The sequence below is a fragment of the Lonsdalea britannica genome (assembly GCF_946477055.1).
Classification (GTDB): Bacteria; Pseudomonadota; Gammaproteobacteria; order Enterobacterales; family Enterobacteriaceae; genus Lonsdalea; species Lonsdalea britannica_A.
Map to the genome: position 1 here is coordinate 1 of NZ_CAMKXG010000035.1, position 19,213 is coordinate 19,213.

Genomic DNA, 19,213 nt, shown 5'->3' on the forward strand with positions numbered 1-19,213 from the left:
GTGGGCTCGGAGATGTGTATAAGAGACAGATGCTTGAGTTATTAAAATATAATTATCACCGACAGCATTTTCTCAATGTTTATTTCGGGTGTGCATAAAATAAATTCAATAAATCGTTTTTAATTCTATGTTAAACAGTAAGGTCAGGGATCGTGTTTTTGCGTCATATTGTCTACTCAATAAATCTGCATTTATATTTCCATATTTAAACCATTGGACTTTTTTGTAGAGAGGCAGGCTTAGGCAGTTTTACAGCCTTTTCATGAGTCCGTGGCGAATTAAGCCATTGCGCGTCAGAGCATACGGGTGAATACGGTAAGCACTACGGGGCAGGGGCTTACCCGATCCCGTTCATCTTTCCTAAAGTGTTGATTAATCCGTCAACCCGGTTTACCCGCCTCACGATGATACTTAAGATATATTTGACTATGTCACGACGGAAATCCTAGAAAACATCGGGGTGACGGGCGTAATCATAGGTATGACTGGTCGTTAACACTCAAAGTAATAAGCTTTTTTTATGTTAATGATGATGGGGTTATCGCCGAGAGGTCGCGGCCAGGACACATTCATATAAGGTAAGGATGCTTTAACTATGCAACCCAAATTGTGGGCAACCGCGCTGATGTGCGGCGCGCTTTTGGCGGGTTTCACCGCGGACTCTCAAGCCAAATGTATTTCCGACCACACCACGGAAAGTGACTCAACGTTTCCCTCCACGTTGAAAGGCAAGCTCGCCTACCACACCTACGGCAGCTACGAAGATGGCACCAGCCAGATTTTTATTTATGATTTTGCGGCTAAAAAAGTGACGCAGGTGTCTTCATCATCGTGGGGGATTCAGGACCCTATGAACGCGGTATTCAGTCCCGACGGTCAGTGGCTGGCCTTTATGGGTATCAAGGACGATGCCTGGAATATCTTTATGTGGCGGGTGGACTCGGCCGACCTGCCGGTTAACCTGACCCAAAGTACGGGAGAGACCAGCAACGAGGATCCCAAGTTTAGCGCCGATGGCAGCGCGCTGTTTTTCAAGCAGGACGGCGATGTGATGAAGGCGACGTTGAGTTTCGAAAACGGGGCGCCAGTGTTCGGTTCGCAGACCAATCTGACCAACTCCTCATCAACCATCGAAAGCTCGATGCCGTATCCATCTGCGGATGGCAAGCTGGTGTATTACGCGGCAGGAGAGGAGTCGGGCGTCACAGGCGTATACCGACTGACGCTCGCTACCGGCAAAAAGGTGGTCTTCGACAAGCCGAATGGTCTGGAAGCCTATTATCCGACGGTTCGTCAGGATGGACGGGTTTTTTACTCACGCTGGAAGGATTCCAACGGAACCGATCAGCTGTATACCAAGCTGAACCCAAGCGACAAGGCTGAACAACTGTCGATTAACGATTGCGACAGTGATAATTCTGACGCCTTTCCTGTGAATGGCACAGACTATGTCTTCTTTTCATCTACCTCTGAAGGCAAATACCAACTGTATCTCGGCGAAGTCAGCACGGGTAAACGCTGGAGCCTCTCGTCGTTCCACGTGAATGACGATGCAGATAAAGAGACGCTTGGGGCTAACTACTTCAGCAGATAAACGTCATTTTGCATGACGACGGACGTCAATCAGGCGTCCGTTCTGAAGAAATAAAGGGGGGCGTTTAGCCTGTTTTTGTCCCTCTTTCTTCGTTGATAAGTAAGCGCTTGCAAACGCTGAGGGCCTTTTGCCATCCTCTCTGCGACTCTCGTCGCTATCGACATGCGCCATGCCTCACCGATTTTACTCGGCGCTAGCGGCGTCCTTCCATCACCATTCGTATGGCCAGCCCGGCCAAAACGGTGCCCATCAGCCAGCGTTGGATCACGCTCCATAAGGGACGACCCGTCAGGAAGACGGCGATAGAGCCGGCCATGACGGCAATCAGTGCGTTAATGCTGACGCTAACGGCGATTTGCACCATGCCGAGCATCAAAGACTGCGTCAGTACATGGCCTTGCTCCGGGGTGATGAATTGAGGGAGTAGCGAGAGATACATCACCGCGATTTTGGGGTTGAGCAAGTTGGTGACGAAGCCCATGAAAAACAGTCTGGACGGCGTGTCCGGACGCAGTTCCCGCACTTCAAACGGCGAACGCCCACCGGGTCTGACGGCCTGCCAGGCGAGATACAGCAGATAAAGCGCCCCGCCAAAGCGTAAAACGTCGTAGGCATAAGGGATCGCCATGACCAGCGCGGTAATCCCCGCCGCCGCACACAGCATGTAAAACACAAATCCCAGCGCAACGCCGCCCAGCGAAATCAGCCCTGCTTTGGGTCCCTGACACAACGAGCGGGAAACCAGATAAATCATGTTTGGGCCAGGCGTTAGTACCAGCCCCAGCGAGATCAAAGCAAAAGTGATGAGATTCGAGAATTCAGGCATAGGCCCCTCTATGAAGGCGATAGCACGAACGGCCGCAGGAGAGAGCCTCTGCGGGTCGGCTGCTTTTGGGTATCCCATTCTGCCCGTTAAACCGAAAAAAATTTCCATCTTTTTTATTTATTGTCTGATTATTGAACTAACCTAATTGAGTCGTTTTTGACGGGCATGGACAGAGTCGCCTGCCGACAGGGAACGGCGATAGACGGAATATCGCGGTCTTACTGCGCGTCGAGGAGTGAAGAGTCAAAACGCTTGCCAATTCGGATTCACTGAGCCATAATGCCGTCCCCTAAGCATGCTGTATTTTAAAATCCTTATAAATCAGTGTGTTACAAAACCCGGGGCATAAATTGATTCCCTATTGCTAATAGCGCTATCGGTTTTATCTCTCCAAGAACATTCCTGCTTTCCGCAAAAGTAAATCTCATAAGTTTTTAAACAGACTTATCCACAGATTTCTTGACGACGGTGTTTGATGACACACCGAGGGTCCAGGGATCGGTGTTTTTTATCCGCATGAATTTAAAAGATAAATTTTAGATAAAAAACGCCGCTTTGATCACTTGTACTTTTTGTCACGCTTGATTGGCAAAGAGTTTTTAAATTTATCCACAGGCGAGACCGGTGCAAAATCGGTGCGTTTTTACCCTTATCGTCATTCCCCCTGATTGACCCTTCACTGCGCGTTTCTCTCGCTAATCTGGCCCTGTCATTCGCCAACGACGTGTGGCGGAGTAAACTGATAGCTGTTTGCGCTGCCTTTTCGGAAAAATGAGGCATTTTCAGTCAGCGTGGGTGACGCCTGAAGTGAAGACTGATTGCTGAGGGGGCCGCGTTATCGCGTTCACGCCCGGTGCTGGCGCGGGGGACGCATCTGCAGAAATGAGAGGGAGCATGTCATGATCGATTGCAGCATCAATTCTGTGTCCGAAGCGTTACCTGATACGGTCTTTCGGGCCGACTGGCTACGGCGGGAGGAGGCGGGGGCGGCGCAGTCGGCTGGCGTGTCGCTCTACACGCTGATGCAAAGGGCGGGTTCCGCCGCATTTGGGCTGGCGCGCTTGCAGTATCCATCTGCTCGGCACTGGCTGGTTCTGGCCGGGCACGGCAACAACGGCGGCGATGGTTATGTGGTCGCAACACTAGCGAAAGCCGCTGGCCTGAGCGTTTCGGTGATAGCCTGTCTCGGAGAACGTCCGCTGCCGTCCGAAGCCGAACAGGCCAGAGCGCAGTGGATCGCTGATGGCGGTACCGTGCTGACGCCGGAAGCCGTCTGGCCTGATGATGTCGATCTCATTATCGACGGTCTGCTGGGCACCGGTCTTTCCGCCGCGCCGAGAGCCCCTTACGATCGATTGATCGAATCGGCCAATGCGTACGCGGCCCCCACGGTAGCGTTGGATATTCCCTCAGGACTCAATGCCGAAACCGGCCATGCCGCAGGCGCGGTGATCGACGCCGCACATACCATCACGTTCATCACCCTGAAGCCCGGCCTGCTGACCGGTCAGGCCCGCGACCATGTCGGGCGGCTGCACATCGACGATCTGGCGCTGTCAGCGTGGGTGGAGTCTCAGGACGCGCCGATCCAGCGTCTCACGCCGCGTCATCTTTCTCAGTGGCTCAGGCCGCGTCGGCCGGGGGCGCACAAAGGGGATAACGGTCGTCTGCTGATTGTCGGCGGCGATGCCGGAACGGGCGGAGCGATTTTCATGGCCGGCGAGTCGGCTCTGCGCGCGGGGGCTGGTTTAGTGCGAGTACTCACTCACCGCGAATACCTTGCTGCGCTGTTGGTGTCTCGTCCTGAACTGATGGTTCAGGAGCTCAATACGGCGACGTTGCGACAAGGACTGGAGTGGGCTGATGTGGTGGTGATCGGCCCCGGTCTGGGCCAGGGAGAATGGGGCAAAAATGCCCTTCGGATCGCAGAAAATTGTAACAAATCCATGTTATGGGATGCGGATGCGCTCAACCTGCTGGCAATCAGCCCGCATAAACGTCAGAATCGCATCCTGACGCCCCATCCCGGCGAGGCGGCACGGCTGCTGAACTGTCGCGTTGCCGATATTGAAAGTGACCGCTTACTTGCAGCGGGAAAGCTGGTGAAACGCTACGGCGGCGTCGTGGTGCTGAAAGGTGCGGGAACGGTGATCGCCAATGAGCAAGGCGCGCTGGCCATCGCCGACGTCGGCAACCCGGGCATGGCCACGGGGGGGATGGGCGATGTGCTTTCCGGTATTATCGGTGCGCTGGCGGCGCAGAAACTTTCGTTGTATGACGCGGCCAGAGCCGGATGTGTGGTTCATGGCGCCGCCGCCGACTGGCTGGCGAAACAGCGCGGCCCCCGCGGCATGCTGGCGACGGATTTGATGCCTGTACTGGCGCAGTATGTAAATCCTGAGTGGATATCCTTAGAAAAGACAGAATGAAGACATTTTCTCTACCTCTGCCTGACGAAGCGGCAACTATTGCACTCGGTGCGACACTGGCTCAAGCCTGCGACCGCACCGTCATTATCTACCTTTATGGCGATCTGGGCGCGGGCAAGACCACGCTGAGCCGGGGGTTCTTGCAGGCGCTCGGACACACAGGCAACGTCAAAAGTCCTACCTACACGCTGGTGGAGCCTTACATGCTGTCGCCGCGTCCGGTTTACCATTTTGATCTGTACCGATTGGCGGACCCCGAAGAGCTCGAGTTCATGGGCATTCGCGACTATTTGTCAGAGGATGCCATTTGCCTGATCGAATGGCCTCAACAGGGCGCAGGGATACTGCCTCCTGCTGATTTGGAACTGCACCTGAGCTATCAGGATGCGGGCCGTCAGGCGGAGATTCAGGTGTTGTCGGACACAGGCGAACATATTGCGGCGCGTTGGATAGATCAGTCGGAGTAGACGTGATGATCGTGCGGTTGATGAAGGCTTTATTTGGCGTTGTTCTCTTCCTGTCATGGCCGCTTTGGGCTGCGAATCTTTCAGATATTCAGGTCGATAACGCATCCGGGTTGGCAAAGGTCACTCTGAGTTTCAGCGGGCAGCCGATCTATGCGTTTTTCCCGCTCAGCAATCCTGACCGGGTCGTGATCGACATCCGGCAAACCGGTGTAATTAAAGGGCTGCCGCTCGCCTTTAGCGGTAGCAACCTGATCGATCGCATCCGCACCAGCGAAGCGAAGGACGCGCAAAGCCTGCGTTTGGTCTTTGAACTGACGAAGCCTGCCAAAACGCGTGCGACGACGACGAAGCATGGCGACAACTACACCGTTGTTTTCACAGTGAGCGCCGAGCAGTCGCCGCGCGCGGCCAACCGACCCTCGTCGACGGAAGCCCGGGCGGCCGCGACCCCCGTCAAGCCTGCCGAGCCGCCGCAAAGTCCGTTCAACAATAAGCCGACGGTCGTGACCAGTAGCGCTTCAACGACTTCGTCACGTGCGTCCACGCGCCGTCCGACGTCGACCGGCGATGAAATTGTGGTCGCGATTGACGCCGGGCATGGCGGTCAGGATCCCGGTGCTATCGGCCCCGGCGGCCTGCAGGAAAAAAACGTGACTATCGGCATTGCGCGCAAGCTGCGCGAGTTGCTGAACAAAGACCCGGTATTCAAACCGGTGCTGACGCGTGACGGCGACTACTTTATTTCCGTGATGGGCCGTTCCGACGTGGCGCGTAAGCAGGGAGCTAACCTGCTGGTGTCACTTCATGCGGACGCCGCGCCCAACCGCGGCGCGACGGGGGCGTCGGTGTGGGTGCTGTCTAACCGCCGGGCCAACAGCGAAATGGCGACCTGGCTTGAACAGCATGAGAAGCAGTCTGAGCTGCTGGGCGGCGCGGGCGACCTGCTGGCGAATAACAATGCCGATCCTTATCTGAGTCAGGCGGTGCTGGATCTCCAGTTCGGGCACTCACAGCGTGTCGGCTATGATGTGGCGGTGAAGGTGTTACGTGAACTGCAACGCGTCGGCAGCCTGCACAAAGTTCGCCCCGAACATGCCAGCCTCGGCGTGTTGCGCTCGCCGGATATTCCGTCGTTACTGGTCGAAACCGGATTTATCTCCAATCCTGGCGAAGAACGTCTTTTAGGCAGCAGCGATTATCAGGAACGCGTCGCAAAAGCGATCTATCTGGGGTTGCGCGGCTATTTCGAAACGCATCCTTTGCAGAATGCGCCCAAACATGACAAACGGCCTGCCATTTTGCCAGTCTCCAAACCGGTGGTTTCCAACAGTGCGGCGCCTGCTGGCCCTGCTGCGCGGCATACCGTTGGAAAAGGCGAGACGTTATCGGGGATTGCGTCGCGCTACGGCGTCAGTCCGTCGACGATACGCGACGCGAATCACCTGAAAAAAGACGTGGTGTGGGTCGGGCAACGGTTACGGATACCGGGCGGCGCGGAATCGACAATCGCACAGACGCGACCCGCCCCGGCGACACAGAGAGCCACGACGGCGAAGAAGGTGACGCATAAGGTGGTGCGCGGTGATAGTCTGAGCTCGATTGCGGACCATTACGATGTCAGCATGAAAGCGATCCAGCAGGCTAACAAGCTGGCATCGCAGACGGTACAGCTCGGACAGACGCTGGTTATCCCCGCCACCTGAGGCCGACATTGCAGTAAACCAAGGAGATAAGATGCCGATTCTGGTTCTACCCCCCCAACTGGCTAACCAAATCGCCGCTGGCGAGGTAGTGGAACGGCCCGCGTCCGTGGTTAAGGAACTGGTGGAAAACAGTCTGGATGCCGGAGCGACGCGCATTGATATCGACATCGAACGTGGCGGCAGTCGGCTCATTCGTATTCGCGATAACGGTAGCGGGATTGGCAAAACGGATCTCACGTTGGCGCTGGCGCGTCATGCCACCAGTAAAATCGCGACGCTCGACGATCTGGAAGCCATCATGAGTCTGGGCTTTCGCGGCGAAGCGCTGGCGAGTATTAGCTCCGTTTCGCGCTTGACGCTGACGTCCCGCACCAGCGACCAAAACGAAGCCTGGCAGGCGTACGCCGAAGGACGGGATATGGCGGTGACGGTGAAACCGGCCGCGCATCCGGTCGGCACGACGCTGGAAGTCCTGGATTTGTTCTACAACACGCCCGCACGCCGCAAATTCCTGCGTACTGAAAAAACCGAATTTATGCACATCGACGAGGTGGTGCGCCGTATCGCGCTAGCTCGCTTCGATGTGGCGTTCAATCTTCACCATAACGGCAAGCTGGTGCGGCAATACCGGGCGGTGACCGATCCCACGCAGCATGAACGACGTCTGGGCAGCATCTGCGGCACGGCGTTTATTCAGCATGCGCTGGCCGTCTCCTGGGAACATGGCGATCTGAAGATCCGCGGCTGGGTGGCCGATCCTTCCGGCTCTCAGCAGTTGCCGGAACTACAGTATTGCTACGTGAACCAGCGGATGATGCGGGACCGGTTGATTAACCACGCCATCCGTCAGGCGTATCAGGATCAGCTGCGCAGCGATCAACAGCCTGCGTATGTCCTCTATCTGGAAGTCGACCCGCACCATGTGGATGTCAACGTGCATCCGGCCAAGCATGAAGTGAGATTTCATCAGGCGCGCTTGGTGCATGATTTCATCTATCAGGCGGTGATGACGGTGCTTCAGCAGGCGGCGGCGCCCGCGTTGGCGGTGACCCCTCCGGGCGAGACGCCAGCGCCGGTTTGGCAGCAGGAAAACCGTACCGCTGCGGGCGAGAACCACTTCGCGCGGCCTGCGCAAACCGAGCCGCCGAGAATACCGACCTCAGGCGGCAAAGCCCAGGAGCGTCCGCCCGCTTCGTATCCTCACGGCGAGGGGTATCAGCGTAAGCAGGGGGAGCTGTATCAAAAACTGCTACAGCCTGACTCTGAGCGGTCGATACCCTCAGGCGACGAGGCGCCGACTTCCTCAGCCTCTTCCCACCGCCACGTAGCGCGGACCGAGCAGGGCGAATCGCCGCTGGCCAGCCGGGCGGAGGGTTTGGGGCGTGTGTATTGACTGTCTATCCGCCATGCTATGCGCTGGTCGAATATCAGCAGGGATTAGCCCTGCTGTCTCTGCCGGTCGCTGAACGCTATGTCCGTCAGGCGCAGATGACGCCCGGCGAGGAAGGGTTACGGCCTCAGCCGTTGTTGATTCCTCAGCGTCTCACGTTGGGAAGTCAAGAGCGCGCGGCGGTGACGGAGCATCAAAAACGGTTGGCGCATTTTGGTATCGATATCGTGGTTGAGCAGCAGCGCGCCACGCTGCGCGCGGTACCTTTACCATTAAGACAACAAAATTTACAAAACTTGATTTCTGACCTGTTAGGCTATCTCGCTGATTGCCCTCAGTCAGATTCTGATGAGATGGCGGCGTGGATAGCGCGGCGGTTGTATAGCGAGCATGAGAGCTGGACTCAGGCTCAAGCGGTACAACTGTTAGCGGATATTGAACGTCTCTGTCCTGAGCGGGTCAAAGTTCCGCCATCAGAGTTTCTTTATGTGATGGATATTGAGTCCGCCATCAAGGCTTTAAAGCATGACTGAACGTGAAACAACGCAGTACCCGCCGGCTATTTTCATTATGGGACCGACGGCTTCCGGAAAGACGGCGTTAGCCATGGCGTTACGGCAATCCTTGCCCGTCGAGCTGATTAGCGTGGATTCCGCGCTAATCTATCGAGGGATGGATATCGGTACCGCCAAGCCTACCGCCGAAGAATTGTCGCAGGCGCCGCACAGATTGATCGATATTCTCGACCCGGCTGACGCTTATTCGGCTGCCGACTTCCGCCGCGATGCGCTGCAGGAAATGGCGGAGATCACCGCCGCCGGTCGGATCCCCTTGTTAGTGGGGGGGACAATGCTGTACTTCAAGGCGCTGCTCGAGGGGCTTTCGCCCTTGCCGCCAGCGGATCCGGAAGTACGGCGGGAGATTGAAGAGCGGGCGCAGCGGGAAGGCTGGGAAGCTTTGCATAATGAGCTGCGAGAGATAGATCCAATTGCTGCCACTCGGATTCATCCAAATGATCCGCAGAGACTATCGCGGGCACTGGAAGTTTTCTCCGTTTCAGGTAACACTTTAACCGAACTGACAAAAACATCGGGTGAAGCGCTGCCTTACCGGGTGCACCAGTTCGCCATTGCTCCCGCGTCGCGCGAATTATTGCACGAGCGTATTGCACTACGGTTTCAACAGATGTTGCAGGCAGGTTTTGAGACGGAAGCACGCGCGCTGTTCGCTCGTGCCGATCTGCATCCGGGTTTGCCTTCCATCCGCTGCGTCGGTTACCGCCAGATGTGGTCCTACTTGTCCGGTGAAATAGATTACGACGAGATGGTTTATCGTGGGATCTGCGCTACCCGACAGTTAGCTAAACGGCAAATAACCTGGTTACGCGGGTGGGACAATGTGTGCTGGCTTGATAGCGATGAGCCGCAGGATGCGTTGGGTAAGGTCATGCAGGTTGTTAGTGCATAGGTTGGACGATTGTGTACAATTGGCTGATTCTCGGCACAAATTTTTATACCGCTATTTTAGAGCCACAGGGTTCTTTGTTACAAACAACAAGCAAATAAGGAAAATATAGAATGGCTAAGGGGCAATCTTTGCAAGATCCGTTCTTGAATGCTTTGCGTCGTGAACGTGTTCCAGTTTCTATTTATCTGGTAAATGGCATCAAGTTGCAGGGCCAGATTGAGTCTTTTGATCAGTTTGTGATTTTGCTGAAAAACACGGTTAGCCAGATGGTGTACAAGCACGCGATCTCCACGGTGGTTCCGTCTCGTCCGGTGTCTCATCACAGCAATAATCCTGGCGCGAATAACTATCATGGTAATAACACGGCTAGTCAGCAGTCGCAGCCTCAGGAAAGCGATGACGCTGAATAAGGGCTATTACCGATTTACCTCAGCGGGGAAAGGACATCACGTCGTTTCCCCGTTTGTGGCTGCATTTGTTTGTTTGAGAGGTTGTTCGGTTGTTTGACCGTTATGAAGCCGGTGAACGGGCCATACTAGTTCATATTCACTTTTCCCAAGAGAAAGATACTGAAGATCTGCTGGAGTTCGAATCTCTGGTGTCTTCTGCCGGAATCGAATCGCTACAGGTGATCACCGGTAGTCGCAAAGCGCCTCATCCCAAGTATTTTGTCGGCGAGGGTAAAGCAGAAGAGATCGCCAAGGCGGTTAAAGAAACCGACGCTTTCGTCGTGCTGTTCAATCACGCTTTATCACCCGCACAGGAGCGCAATCTCGAGCGTCTGTGCGAATGCCGGGTCATTGACCGGACCGGATTGATTCTTGATATTTTCGCCCAGCGCGCCCGCACCCATGAAGGGAAACTGCAGGTTGAGCTGGCGCAGTTGCGCCATCTGGCTACGCGTCTGGTGCGCGGCTGGACTCACCTTGAACGCCAAAAGGGCGGGATAGGGCTGCGAGGTCCCGGTGAAACACAGCTTGAAACCGACCGTCGTCTGCTGCGTAACCGCATTAGTCTGATTCTGTCGCGCCTTGTCCGCGTGGAAAAACAGCGTGAGCAGGGAAGACGCGCCCGTACGCGCGCGGATGTGCCTACGGTGTCGCTGGTGGGGTATACCAACGCCGGTAAATCCACGTTGTTTAATCAAATGACAGCTGCGGATGTTTATGCCGCCGATCAGCTTTTCGCCACGCTGGATCCCACGCTCCGTCGGATCGACGTGGCGGATGTGGGCGATACTGTCCTGGCGGACACCGTCGGGTTTATTCGCGAACTGCCTCACGATCTGGTCGCGGCGTTTAAAGCTACGCTGCAGGAAACCCGTCAGGCGTCGCTGTTGCTTCACATCGTTGATGCGGCCGATCCCCGCATGGACGAAAATATCGATGCGGTTAACGAGGTGCTGACGGAAATCGAAGCCGATGAAATTCCGACGCTGCTCGTCATGAATAAAATCGATGCGCTGGACAATTTCGCCCCGCGCATCGATCGCAATGCAGAGCATCAACCGGTCAGAGTCTGGCTGTCGGCGCAAACCGGCGAAGGAATACCTTTGCTGTTCCAGGCATTGACCGAACGGTTGTCGGGGGAGATCGCACAGTATTCCCTGCAGTTGCCTCCGCAGGAGGGGCGCTTGCGCAGCCGTCTTTACCAGCTTCAGGCAATAGAAAAAGAATGGATAGAAGAAGATGGCAGCGTTGGTTTGGTAATCAGAATGCCTATCGTCGACTGGCGTCGTCTCTGTAAGCAGGAGCAGCAATTAGAAGATTATATCGTTGAAGTATAGTCTGATGAACTCTGGGACATTGACCCCGAAGAACACCTATCATAATGAATGGAGCTAAAACATGGCGTGGAATCAGCCCGGTAATAACGGACAGGACCGCGACCCGTGGGGGAGCAGCAATAAAAATAGCGGCAACTCTGGCGGAAATAACAAAGGTGGCCGAGATCAGGGACCACCGGATCTTGACGACATCTTCCGCAAACTGAGCAAAAAGCTCGGTGAGCTGGGCGGTGGAAAAAACTCAGGTTCCGGCGGCGGCGGTTTCGGCTCCGGCGGACGTATTTTGGGCGTCGTGGTGGTGGTCGCTGCCGTGATCTGGGCGGCGAGCGGTTTTTATACCATCAAAGAAGCTGAGCGCGGCGTTGTCACCCGTTTCGGCAAATTCAGCCATCTGGTCAGCCCTGGCCTGAACTGGAAACCCACGTTTATCGATGACGTTAGAGCGGTCAACGTTGAGTCCGTGCGCGAACTGGCGACGTCTGGCGTCATGCTGACATCAGATGAGAACGTGATCCGCGTCGAAATGAACGTGCAGTACCGCGTGACACAGCCGGAACAGTACCTGTTCAGCGTGACCAACGCGGACGACAGCCTGCGTCAGGCGACTGACAGCGCGCTGCGCGGCGTGATCGGCAAATACACGATGGACAAGATTCTGACCGAAGGTCGTACCATCGTCCGTACCGATACCCAACGCGTACTGGAAGAAACCGTTCGTCCGTACAACATGGGTATTACGCTGCTGGACGTTAACTTCCAGGCAGCTCGTCCGCCGGAAGAAGTGAAAGCCGCTTTCGACGATGCCATTGCCGCGCGTGAGAACGAGCAGCAGTACATCCGAGAAGCCGAAGCCTATGCCAATGAAGTTCAGCCGCGTGCGAACGGTCAGGCGCAGCGTATTCTGGAAGAGGCTCGCGCCTACAAAACGCGTACCGTTCTGGAAGCGCAAGGTGAAGTGGCTCGTTTTGCTCGCGTGTTGCCGGAGTACAAGGCCGCGCCGGAAATCACTCGTGAACGTCTCTACATCGAAACCATGGAACGCGTGTTGAGCAGCACTCGCAAAGTGCTGGTGAACGACAAAGGCGGCAACCTGATGGTGCTGCCGTTGGAACAGATGCTGCGTGGTCAGAACACCACGGGCGGCAACGCGACCAACACGGTTGCGCCGCTGCGTAATTCCTCGACCTCGTCTAACAATGGTTCGAGCAGCACCTACAATTCTTCGCGCAGCAGCATCAACGGCAATATCATGGATCAGCGCCGGGCCAACGCCCAGCGGGATGAGATCACTCGAGTAGGGAGAGAATAATCAATGCGTAAGTCAGTACTATTTATTCTGATCCTGGTGCTTCTGGTGATCTACGCGTCACTGTTCGTTGTACAGGAAGGTCAGCGCGGGATCGTCATGCGCTTCGGCAAAGTCCTGCGCGATAATGAGAACAAACCGCTCATTTATGCGCCGGGTCTGCACGTGAAGATCCCGGTCCTTGAGTCGGTGAAGACGCTGGATGCCCGTATTCAGACGATGGAAAACCAGGCCGATCGCTTCATCACCAAAGAGCAGAAAGACCTGATTGTCGACTCTTACATCAAATGGCGTATCAGCGATTTCAGCCGTTACTATCTGGCGACCGGCGGTGGCGACATCTCCCAGGCCGAAGTGCTGCTGAAACGTAAATTCAACGACCGTCTGCGTTCCGAAATCGGGCGTCAGGATGTGAAAGGCATCGTGACGGACTCGCGTGGTCAACTGATGATGGACGTGCGTGATGCGTTGAATACCGGAACCGGCGAAACCACCGAAGCCGATAACGCCATCGCTTCCGCCGCCGCGCGTGTTGAACAGGAAACCACCGGTAAATTGCCAGAGGTGAATCCGAACAGCATGGCTGCGTTAGGGATCCAGGTGATCGACGTGCGTATCAAACAGATCAACCTGCCGACGGAAGTGTCGGATGCGATCTTCCAACGTATGCGCGCCGAACGTGAAGCCGTTGCCCGTCGTCATCGTTCACAGGGACAGGAACAGGCTGAGAAGCTGAAAGCGACTGCGGATTACGAAGTGACCCGTACGCTGGCGGAAGCCGAGCGCGAAGGCCGTATGACGCGCGGTGAAGGCGATGCCGAGTCTGCGAAACTGTTTGCTAACGCGTTCAGTCAGGACCCGGATTTCTATGCCTTTATCCGTAGTCTGCGTGCCTATGAAAACAGCTTCAGCAGCGGTAATCAGGACGTTCTGGTGTTGAGCCCGGACAGCGACTTCTTCCGCTACATGAAGTCGCCTGAGAAGACGGTGCCGGCACGCTAATTTTCGTTCCGCTCGTTGTCGAATGCGTCGCCCGCGTTCGTGTGTTGTCTGCGGCAGGTTACCTGCCGCACGGTCAGCGCCCGACGCGGGCTTTTTTATGTCTGGAGTTCTTTATGAGTGTATCTGTCTGGCTGGCCTTGGGGTTGGTGCTGATTTTTGAAGGGCTGGGGCCGCTGTTGTTTCCCCGAATCTGGCGTCGGATGATCCTCGGTATCGCGCAATTACCCGATACGGTTTTACGTCGTTTTGGCGGCGGAATAGTGGTCGCGGGCCTTGTGATCTACTACATGTTGCGTAGCCGCATGGATGGCTAAAAATGACGACAAATTTCTGCGCAAACGTGTGCTAAAAAGTACTGAAAGCATACAAATGAGATGTTAGAATCCTTTTTTAAGCAACACTGGTGATTGTGAGATGGGTAAGAACGTTGTCGTACTGGGCACCCAATGGGGTGACGAAGGTAAAGGCAAGGTCGTCGACCTGCTGACTGAACGCGCTAAATATGTGGTGCGCTATCAAGGTGGTCACAATGCTGGCCATACTCTGGTTATTAACGGTGAAAAAACCGTCCTCCATTTGATTCCTTCAGGCATTCTCCGCGAAAACGTGGTTAGCATCATCGGTAACGGTGTGGTGCTGGCGCCTGATGCCTTCATGAAAGAAATGACGGAACTTGAAGCGCGCGGCGTGCCAGTACGTGAGCGTTTGCTGCTGTCCGAAGCATGCCCGTTGATCCTGCCGTATCACGTTGCTCTGGATAACGCCCGCGAGAAAGCGCGCGGCGCCAAAGCTATCGGTACGACCGGCCGCGGCATCGGTCCCGCCTACGAAGATAAAGTGGCCCGTCGCGGCCTGCGCGTGGGCGATCTGTTTGATAAAGAAAGCTTCGCCGTCAAACTGAAAGAAATTATCGATTACCACAACTTCCAGCTGGTGCATTACTACAAAGTCGATCCCGTTGACTACCAGAAGACGCTGGACGACGTGCTGGCCATGGCTGACATCCTGACTTCTCTGGTCGTGGACGTTTCCGATCTGCTGGATAAAGCCCGCCGACGTGGCGATTTGGTGATGTTTGAAGGGGCGCAGGGGACTCTGCTGGATATCGACCACGGCACCTACCCGTATGTTACCTCTTCCAATACCACCGCAGGTGGCGTGGCGACCGGCTCAGGCCTGGGTCCGCGCTACGTTGACTACGTCCTCGGTATCGTTAAGGCATACTCCACCCGTGTGGGCGCAGGCCCGTTCCCGACCGAGCTGTTTGACGACGTCGGTGATTTCCTGTGTGAGAAAGGCAACGAGTTCGGTGCAACCACCGGTCGTCGTCGTCGCACCGGCTGGCTGGATGCAGTCGCCGTGCGTCGCGCGGTGCAGATCAACTCCCTGTCCGGCTTCTGCATGACCAAACTGGACGTGCTGGATGGTCTGAAAGAAGTGAAGATCTGCGTAGGCTACCGTCTGCCGGATGGCCGCGAAGTTGACGTGACGCCGCTGGCGGCCGAAGACTGGGAAGGCATTGAGCCGATTTACGAATCGCTGCCGGGCTGGACCGAGTCTACCTTTGGCGTGAAAGACCGTGCGGGCCTGCCTAAGGCGGCGCTGGACTATATCAAACGTGTAGAAGAAGTGACCGGCGTGCCGGTAGACATCATCTCCACGGGTCCGGATCGCGAAGAGACTATCGTGTTGCGCGACCCGTTCGACGCCTGATGTAACTGGTGTTCAGAACGACGAAAGGACGGGATATTCCCGTCCTTTTTCTTTTGTGCTGACCGGAAGACCATTCACACAAAGCGAAAAGAGGGTCGACCTGTCAGGCCATCAGCTTTTTGCCTGTTCCTGTTTCTGGAACGTTTCCAGCAGCTTTTCATGAATATTGCCGAAGCCGCCGTTGCTCATGACCAGCACGTGATCGCCGGGCTGCGCGGTTTTAGCGACCATATCAACCAGCGTATCTATATCCGCACTCCAGTGCGTTGGCTGCACACAAGCCTCCGCCACTTCTGCGACCTGCCAGGAGATATGCTGTGGCTGGAACAGGAAAACTTCATCTGCGCGTCCCAGCGAGGGAGCTAACTCGGTTTTGCAATGTCCTAGCTTCATGGTATTGGAGCGGGGTTCCAGGACCGCCAGGATTCTGGCCGTGCCGCCGACTTTGCTACGCAGGGCCGCCAGCGTAGCCAGGATCGCCGTCGGATGATGTGCGAAGTCATCATAAACGGTGATGCCGTTCGCCGTGCCGCGCTGTTCAAGGCGGCGACGCGCATTGATGAAGCCGCCCAGCGCGCGGCAGGCTTCCGCAGGCGGAACGCCGACATGACGGGCGGCGGCGATCGCCATCAGGCCGTTATGCATGTTGTGTTCGCCAACCAGGCTCCACTCGACTTCACCGACCAATTCATCGTTCAGATAAACCTGAAAAATACTGGAGTCCGGCACGCTCTTTTTCGCTTTCCAGATGCCGTCGTCACCGACCAGTTCCTGTTCGCTCCAGCATCCCATCGCCATCACTTGTTTGAGCGGCTGATCGTTGCTGGGAACGAAGATCCGCCCGGTGCCCGGCACCAGCCGCACCAGGTGGTGGAACTGTTTTTGGATCGCTTTCAGATCGTCAAAGATATCGGCATGATCGAATTCGAGGTTATTCAGAATCAGGGTACGGGGGCAGTAATGAACGAACTTGGAGCGTTTGTCGAAGAAGGCGCAATCATATTCGTCGGCTTCCACTACGAAGAACGGGCTATCGCCTAATCTCGCCGAGACGTCGAAGTTGCCGGGGACGCCGCCGATGACGAAGCCGGGATTGTAGCCGCAGGCTTCCAGTATCCAGGCCACCATTCCCGCGGTCGTGGTCTTGCCGTGGGTTCCCGCGACGGCGATGACCCAGCGTTCACGTAGCACGTAGTCGTGCAGCCATTGCGGCCCGGAGGCATAAGGCATGTTTCGCTCAAGAACGGCTTCGACGCAGGGATTGCCACGGGACATCGCGTTACCGATGATGACCAGGTCTGGCTGAGGCTCCAGCTGCGAAGGGTCGTATCCTTCAATCAGGGTGATCCCCTGTTCTTCCAGTAGCGTGCTCATGGGGGGATAGACGTTGGCATCAGAGCCAGTCACCTGATGTCCCAGCGAGCGGGCCAGCAGCGCGAGCCCTCCCATGAAGGTGCCGCAGATACCTAATATATGAATGCGCATACGTTTCCCAACAGTCTACAAAAGTCTGGCTTATTCTAACGCTATGGATAGTTCTCAAGAAATGGATTTGACTATGTGCTCGCTTTCTCTTTGGGCTACACTGCAAACGCAAACGTTGGCGGTACATAATTAGACCGCTTTTCATCTGCTGACTATGGAATAGTGTTATGAAAACGTTAGGCGAATTCATCGTCGAAAAACAGCACGATTTCTCACATGCCACGGGTGAACTCACCGCGTTGCTGTCTGCAATCAAGCTGGGAGCGAAAATCATTCACCGCGACATCAACAAAGCGGGTCTGGTGGATATTTTAGGTACCAGCGGAGTTTCCAATGTGCAGGGCGAAGTACAGATGAAGTTGGATCTGTACGCCAATGAAAAGTTGAAGGCGGCGCTCAAAGCGCGTGGTGAAGTCGCCGGTATCGCTTCCGAAGAAGAAGACGAAATCGTCATCTTTGAAGGCGAGCGGTCCGAAAATGCAAAGTATGTGGTGTTGATGGATCCGCTGGACGGCTCCTCCAACATTGATGTAAACGTTTCAGTCGGCACCATTTTTTCTATCTACCGACGCATTACTCCGCTGGGCTCTCCGGTAACCGAAGCCGATTTCCTGCAGCCCGGCAACAAGCAGGTCGCCGCTGGCTACATTGTTTACGGCTCCTCGACCATGCTGGTCTACTCCACCGGTCACGGGGTTCATGCCTTCACCTACGATCCTTCACTGGGCGTCTTCTGCCTGTCGCATGAAAGAGTTCGCTTCCCCGAAACGGGAAATACCTACTCTATCAACGAAGGTAACTACATCAAGTTCCCGCAGGGCGTGAAAAAGTACATCAAGTACTGTCAGGAACAGGATGAGGCCACCCTGCGGCCGTATACGTCGCGTTACATCGGTTCTTTGGTGGCGGACTTCCACCGCAACTTGCTGAAGGGGGGGATCTATCTCTACCCGAGTACGGCCAGTTATCCGCAGGGCAAGCTGCGTCTGCTGTACGAATGCAACCCGATGGCGCTGCTGGCGGAGCAGGCGGGCGGCAAAGCCAGCGATGGACACCGTCGAATTCTGGATATTCAGCCGCAGAAACTGCATGAACGCGCGCCGTTCTTTGTCGGCACGGAGTCGATGGTGAATGATGTCGAGCGCTTCCTGCGCGAATATCCCGACGATTAACGAGTGGTGTTTTCAGACAAATAAAAATGTGGCGCGCTCTTTCGACCGCGCCACATTTCTTTTATAGCGACATCTCTGACCCGGCGTTATTTCATCGTCACTCTTGACTCAAGATAACGCTAGTGCTGCTCGAACCAGCTTTCAAGAATGACGACCGCCGAGGCGGAGTCGACGCTGCCTTTATCCAGAGCCCGAAAACCGCCCTGAGCGAACAGGCCGGAGCGTGCCTCTACCGTGCTGAGACGTTCGTCATGCAGCTCCACCGCTACGCCGAAGCGGCCGTGAAGACGCTGAGAGAACTTCCTCGCCCGCGCCGTCAGCGGTTGTTCCGTGCCGTCCATATTCAGCGGCAGGCCGACGATCACCAGCTCGGGCTGCCATTCCCGTAGTAACTTTTCAACCTTCTGCCAGTCCGGCGTGCCGTCCTGCGCTTTAAATGCCTGAAGCGGGCGGGCGGTGCGTGTCAGATCCTGACCGATGGCGACGCCGATGCTGCGGGTGCCGAAGTCGAACGCCATGATGGTGCGATGACTCATCAGGCGTGTCCCGCGTCACTGGCAATCATGTGGATATCCACTCCGAGCTTCTTGGCGGCAACGCGCCAGCGGTCCGCAATCGGGGTGTGGAACAGGATGTCCTGATCGGCTTTGACGGTCAGCCAGGAGTTGTCCAGCAGTTCGCTCTCAAGCTGTCCGCCTTCCCAGGCCGTATAGCCGAGCGCGACCAGCGTGTTACTGGGCTGGTCGACCGTGCCCATCGTCTCCAACACGTCCTTGGACGTCGTAATCATCGTATCGGGCGATACGGAGATACTGGATGCGAAGCCCGCCTGCGGGGTGTGCAAAATGAAGCCGCGGTCATCCGCCAGCGGAC

General features: G+C 55.8%; 16 protein-coding genes and 1 pseudogene. 13 read left to right on the forward strand and 4 right to left on the reverse strand.

All coding sequences use genetic code 11. The features are described 5' to 3' along the window. Window positions 1-595: 595 nt before the first annotated feature. The gene (locus Q7O77_RS04340) at window positions 596-1,594 is read left to right on the forward strand and encodes a hypothetical protein (protein WP_304163776.1); all 999 of its coding nucleotides are present in this window, start codon (window positions 596-598) and stop codon (window positions 1,592-1,594) included. A gap of 193 nt (window positions 1,595-1,787) precedes the next feature. On the opposite strand, the gene Q7O77_RS04345 is transcribed toward Q7O77_RS04340, so the two are convergent. Then, window positions 1,788-2,420: a LysE family translocator gene (locus tag Q7O77_RS04345; RefSeq protein ID WP_304163777.1), complete on the reverse strand. Its 633-nt coding sequence runs from the start codon at window positions 2,418-2,420 to the stop codon at window positions 1,788-1,790. 899 nt (window positions 2,421-3,319) lie between these two features. Here Q7O77_RS04345 and nnr point away from each other — a divergent pair. The 11 genes and pseudogenes from nnr (at window position 3,320) to Q7O77_RS04400 (ending at window position 15,683) form a co-directional block, all read left to right on the forward strand. Continuing rightward, on the forward strand, window positions 3,320-4,849 hold the full coding sequence (nnr, locus tag Q7O77_RS04350) for a bifunctional ADP-dependent NAD(P)H-hydrate dehydratase/NAD(P)H-hydrate epimerase (protein ID WP_304163778.1): 1,530 nt from the start codon (window positions 3,320-3,322) through the stop codon (window positions 4,847-4,849). Then, window positions 4,846-5,316, forward strand: a complete 471-nt coding sequence (tsaE, locus tag Q7O77_RS04355; protein WP_304163779.1) for a tRNA (adenosine(37)-N6)-threonylcarbamoyltransferase complex ATPase subunit type 1 TsaE — start codon at window positions 4,846-4,848, stop codon at window positions 5,314-5,316. The genes nnr and tsaE overlap by 4 nt, the downstream gene beginning before the upstream one ends. A 5-nt stretch (window positions 5,317-5,321) precedes the next feature. Then, window positions 5,322-7,019: an N-acetylmuramoyl-L-alanine amidase AmiB gene (gene amiB / locus Q7O77_RS04360; RefSeq protein ID WP_304163780.1), complete on the forward strand. Its 1,698-nt coding sequence runs from the start codon at window positions 5,322-5,324 to the stop codon at window positions 7,017-7,019. Window positions 7,020-7,050: 31 nt separating this feature from the next. Further along, window positions 7,051-8,942: pseudogene (mutL, locus tag Q7O77_RS04365) on the forward strand (DNA mismatch repair endonuclease MutL). Beyond that, window positions 8,935-9,876 (forward strand): tRNA (adenosine(37)-N6)-dimethylallyltransferase MiaA, encoded by a 942-nt coding sequence (miaA, locus tag Q7O77_RS04370; protein WP_304163781.1) that lies wholly within the window; start codon window positions 8,935-8,937, stop codon window positions 9,874-9,876. The pseudogene mutL and the gene miaA overlap by 8 nt, the downstream one beginning before the upstream one ends. A 110-nt stretch (window positions 9,877-9,986) precedes the next feature. After that, entirely contained in the window at window positions 9,987-10,286 is a 300-nt protein-coding gene (gene hfq, locus Q7O77_RS04375; protein ID WP_304163782.1) for an RNA chaperone Hfq, read from the forward strand. Window positions 10,287-10,375: 89 nt separating this feature from the next. Continuing rightward, window positions 10,376-11,662 (forward strand): ribosome rescue GTPase HflX, encoded by a 1,287-nt coding sequence (hflX, locus tag Q7O77_RS04380; protein WP_304163783.1) that lies wholly within the window; start codon window positions 10,376-10,378, stop codon window positions 11,660-11,662. 61 nt (window positions 11,663-11,723) lie between these two features. Next, complete coding sequence (gene hflK, locus Q7O77_RS04385) at window positions 11,724-12,971, forward strand: FtsH protease activity modulator HflK (protein WP_304163784.1); 1,248 nt, start codon at window positions 11,724-11,726, stop codon at window positions 12,969-12,971. Between the two features lie 3 nt (window positions 12,972-12,974). After that, window positions 12,975-13,970 (forward strand): protease modulator HflC, encoded by a 996-nt coding sequence (hflC, locus tag Q7O77_RS04390; protein WP_304163785.1) that lies wholly within the window; start codon window positions 12,975-12,977, stop codon window positions 13,968-13,970. 113 nt (window positions 13,971-14,083) lie between these two features. Then, window positions 14,084-14,284: a DUF2065 domain-containing protein gene (locus Q7O77_RS04395; protein WP_304163786.1), complete on the forward strand. Its 201-nt coding sequence runs from the start codon at window positions 14,084-14,086 to the stop codon at window positions 14,282-14,284. A gap of 100 nt (window positions 14,285-14,384) precedes the next feature. Continuing rightward, window positions 14,385-15,683, forward strand: a complete 1,299-nt coding sequence (locus Q7O77_RS04400; RefSeq protein ID WP_304163787.1) for an adenylosuccinate synthase — start codon at window positions 14,385-14,387, stop codon at window positions 15,681-15,683. 111 nt (window positions 15,684-15,794) lie between these two features. Here Q7O77_RS04400 and mpl read toward each other — a convergent pair whose 3' ends face one another. Beyond that, complete coding sequence (gene mpl, locus Q7O77_RS04405) at window positions 15,795-17,168, reverse strand: UDP-N-acetylmuramate:L-alanyl-gamma-D-glutamyl-meso-diaminopimelate ligase (protein WP_304163788.1); 1,374 nt, start codon at window positions 17,166-17,168, stop codon at window positions 15,795-15,797. A 167-nt stretch (window positions 17,169-17,335) separates the two neighbouring features. Here mpl and fbp point away from each other — a divergent pair, with 167 nt between their 5' ends. Further along, window positions 17,336-18,340: a class 1 fructose-bisphosphatase gene (fbp, locus tag Q7O77_RS04410; RefSeq protein WP_304163789.1), complete on the forward strand. Its 1,005-nt coding sequence runs from the start codon at window positions 17,336-17,338 to the stop codon at window positions 18,338-18,340. A gap of 119 nt (window positions 18,341-18,459) precedes the next feature. Here fbp and ruvX read toward each other — a convergent pair whose 3' ends face one another. Further along, the gene (ruvX, locus tag Q7O77_RS04415) at window positions 18,460-18,876 is read right to left on the reverse strand and encodes a Holliday junction resolvase RuvX (protein ID WP_085651263.1); all 417 of its coding nucleotides are present in this window, start codon (window positions 18,874-18,876) and stop codon (window positions 18,460-18,462) included. Beyond that, the coding region (locus Q7O77_RS04420) for a YqgE/AlgH family protein (RefSeq protein ID WP_304163790.1) at window positions 18,876-19,213 on the reverse strand (338 nt) is incomplete at its 5' end. The genes Q7O77_RS04420 and ruvX, both read right to left, overlap by 1 nt.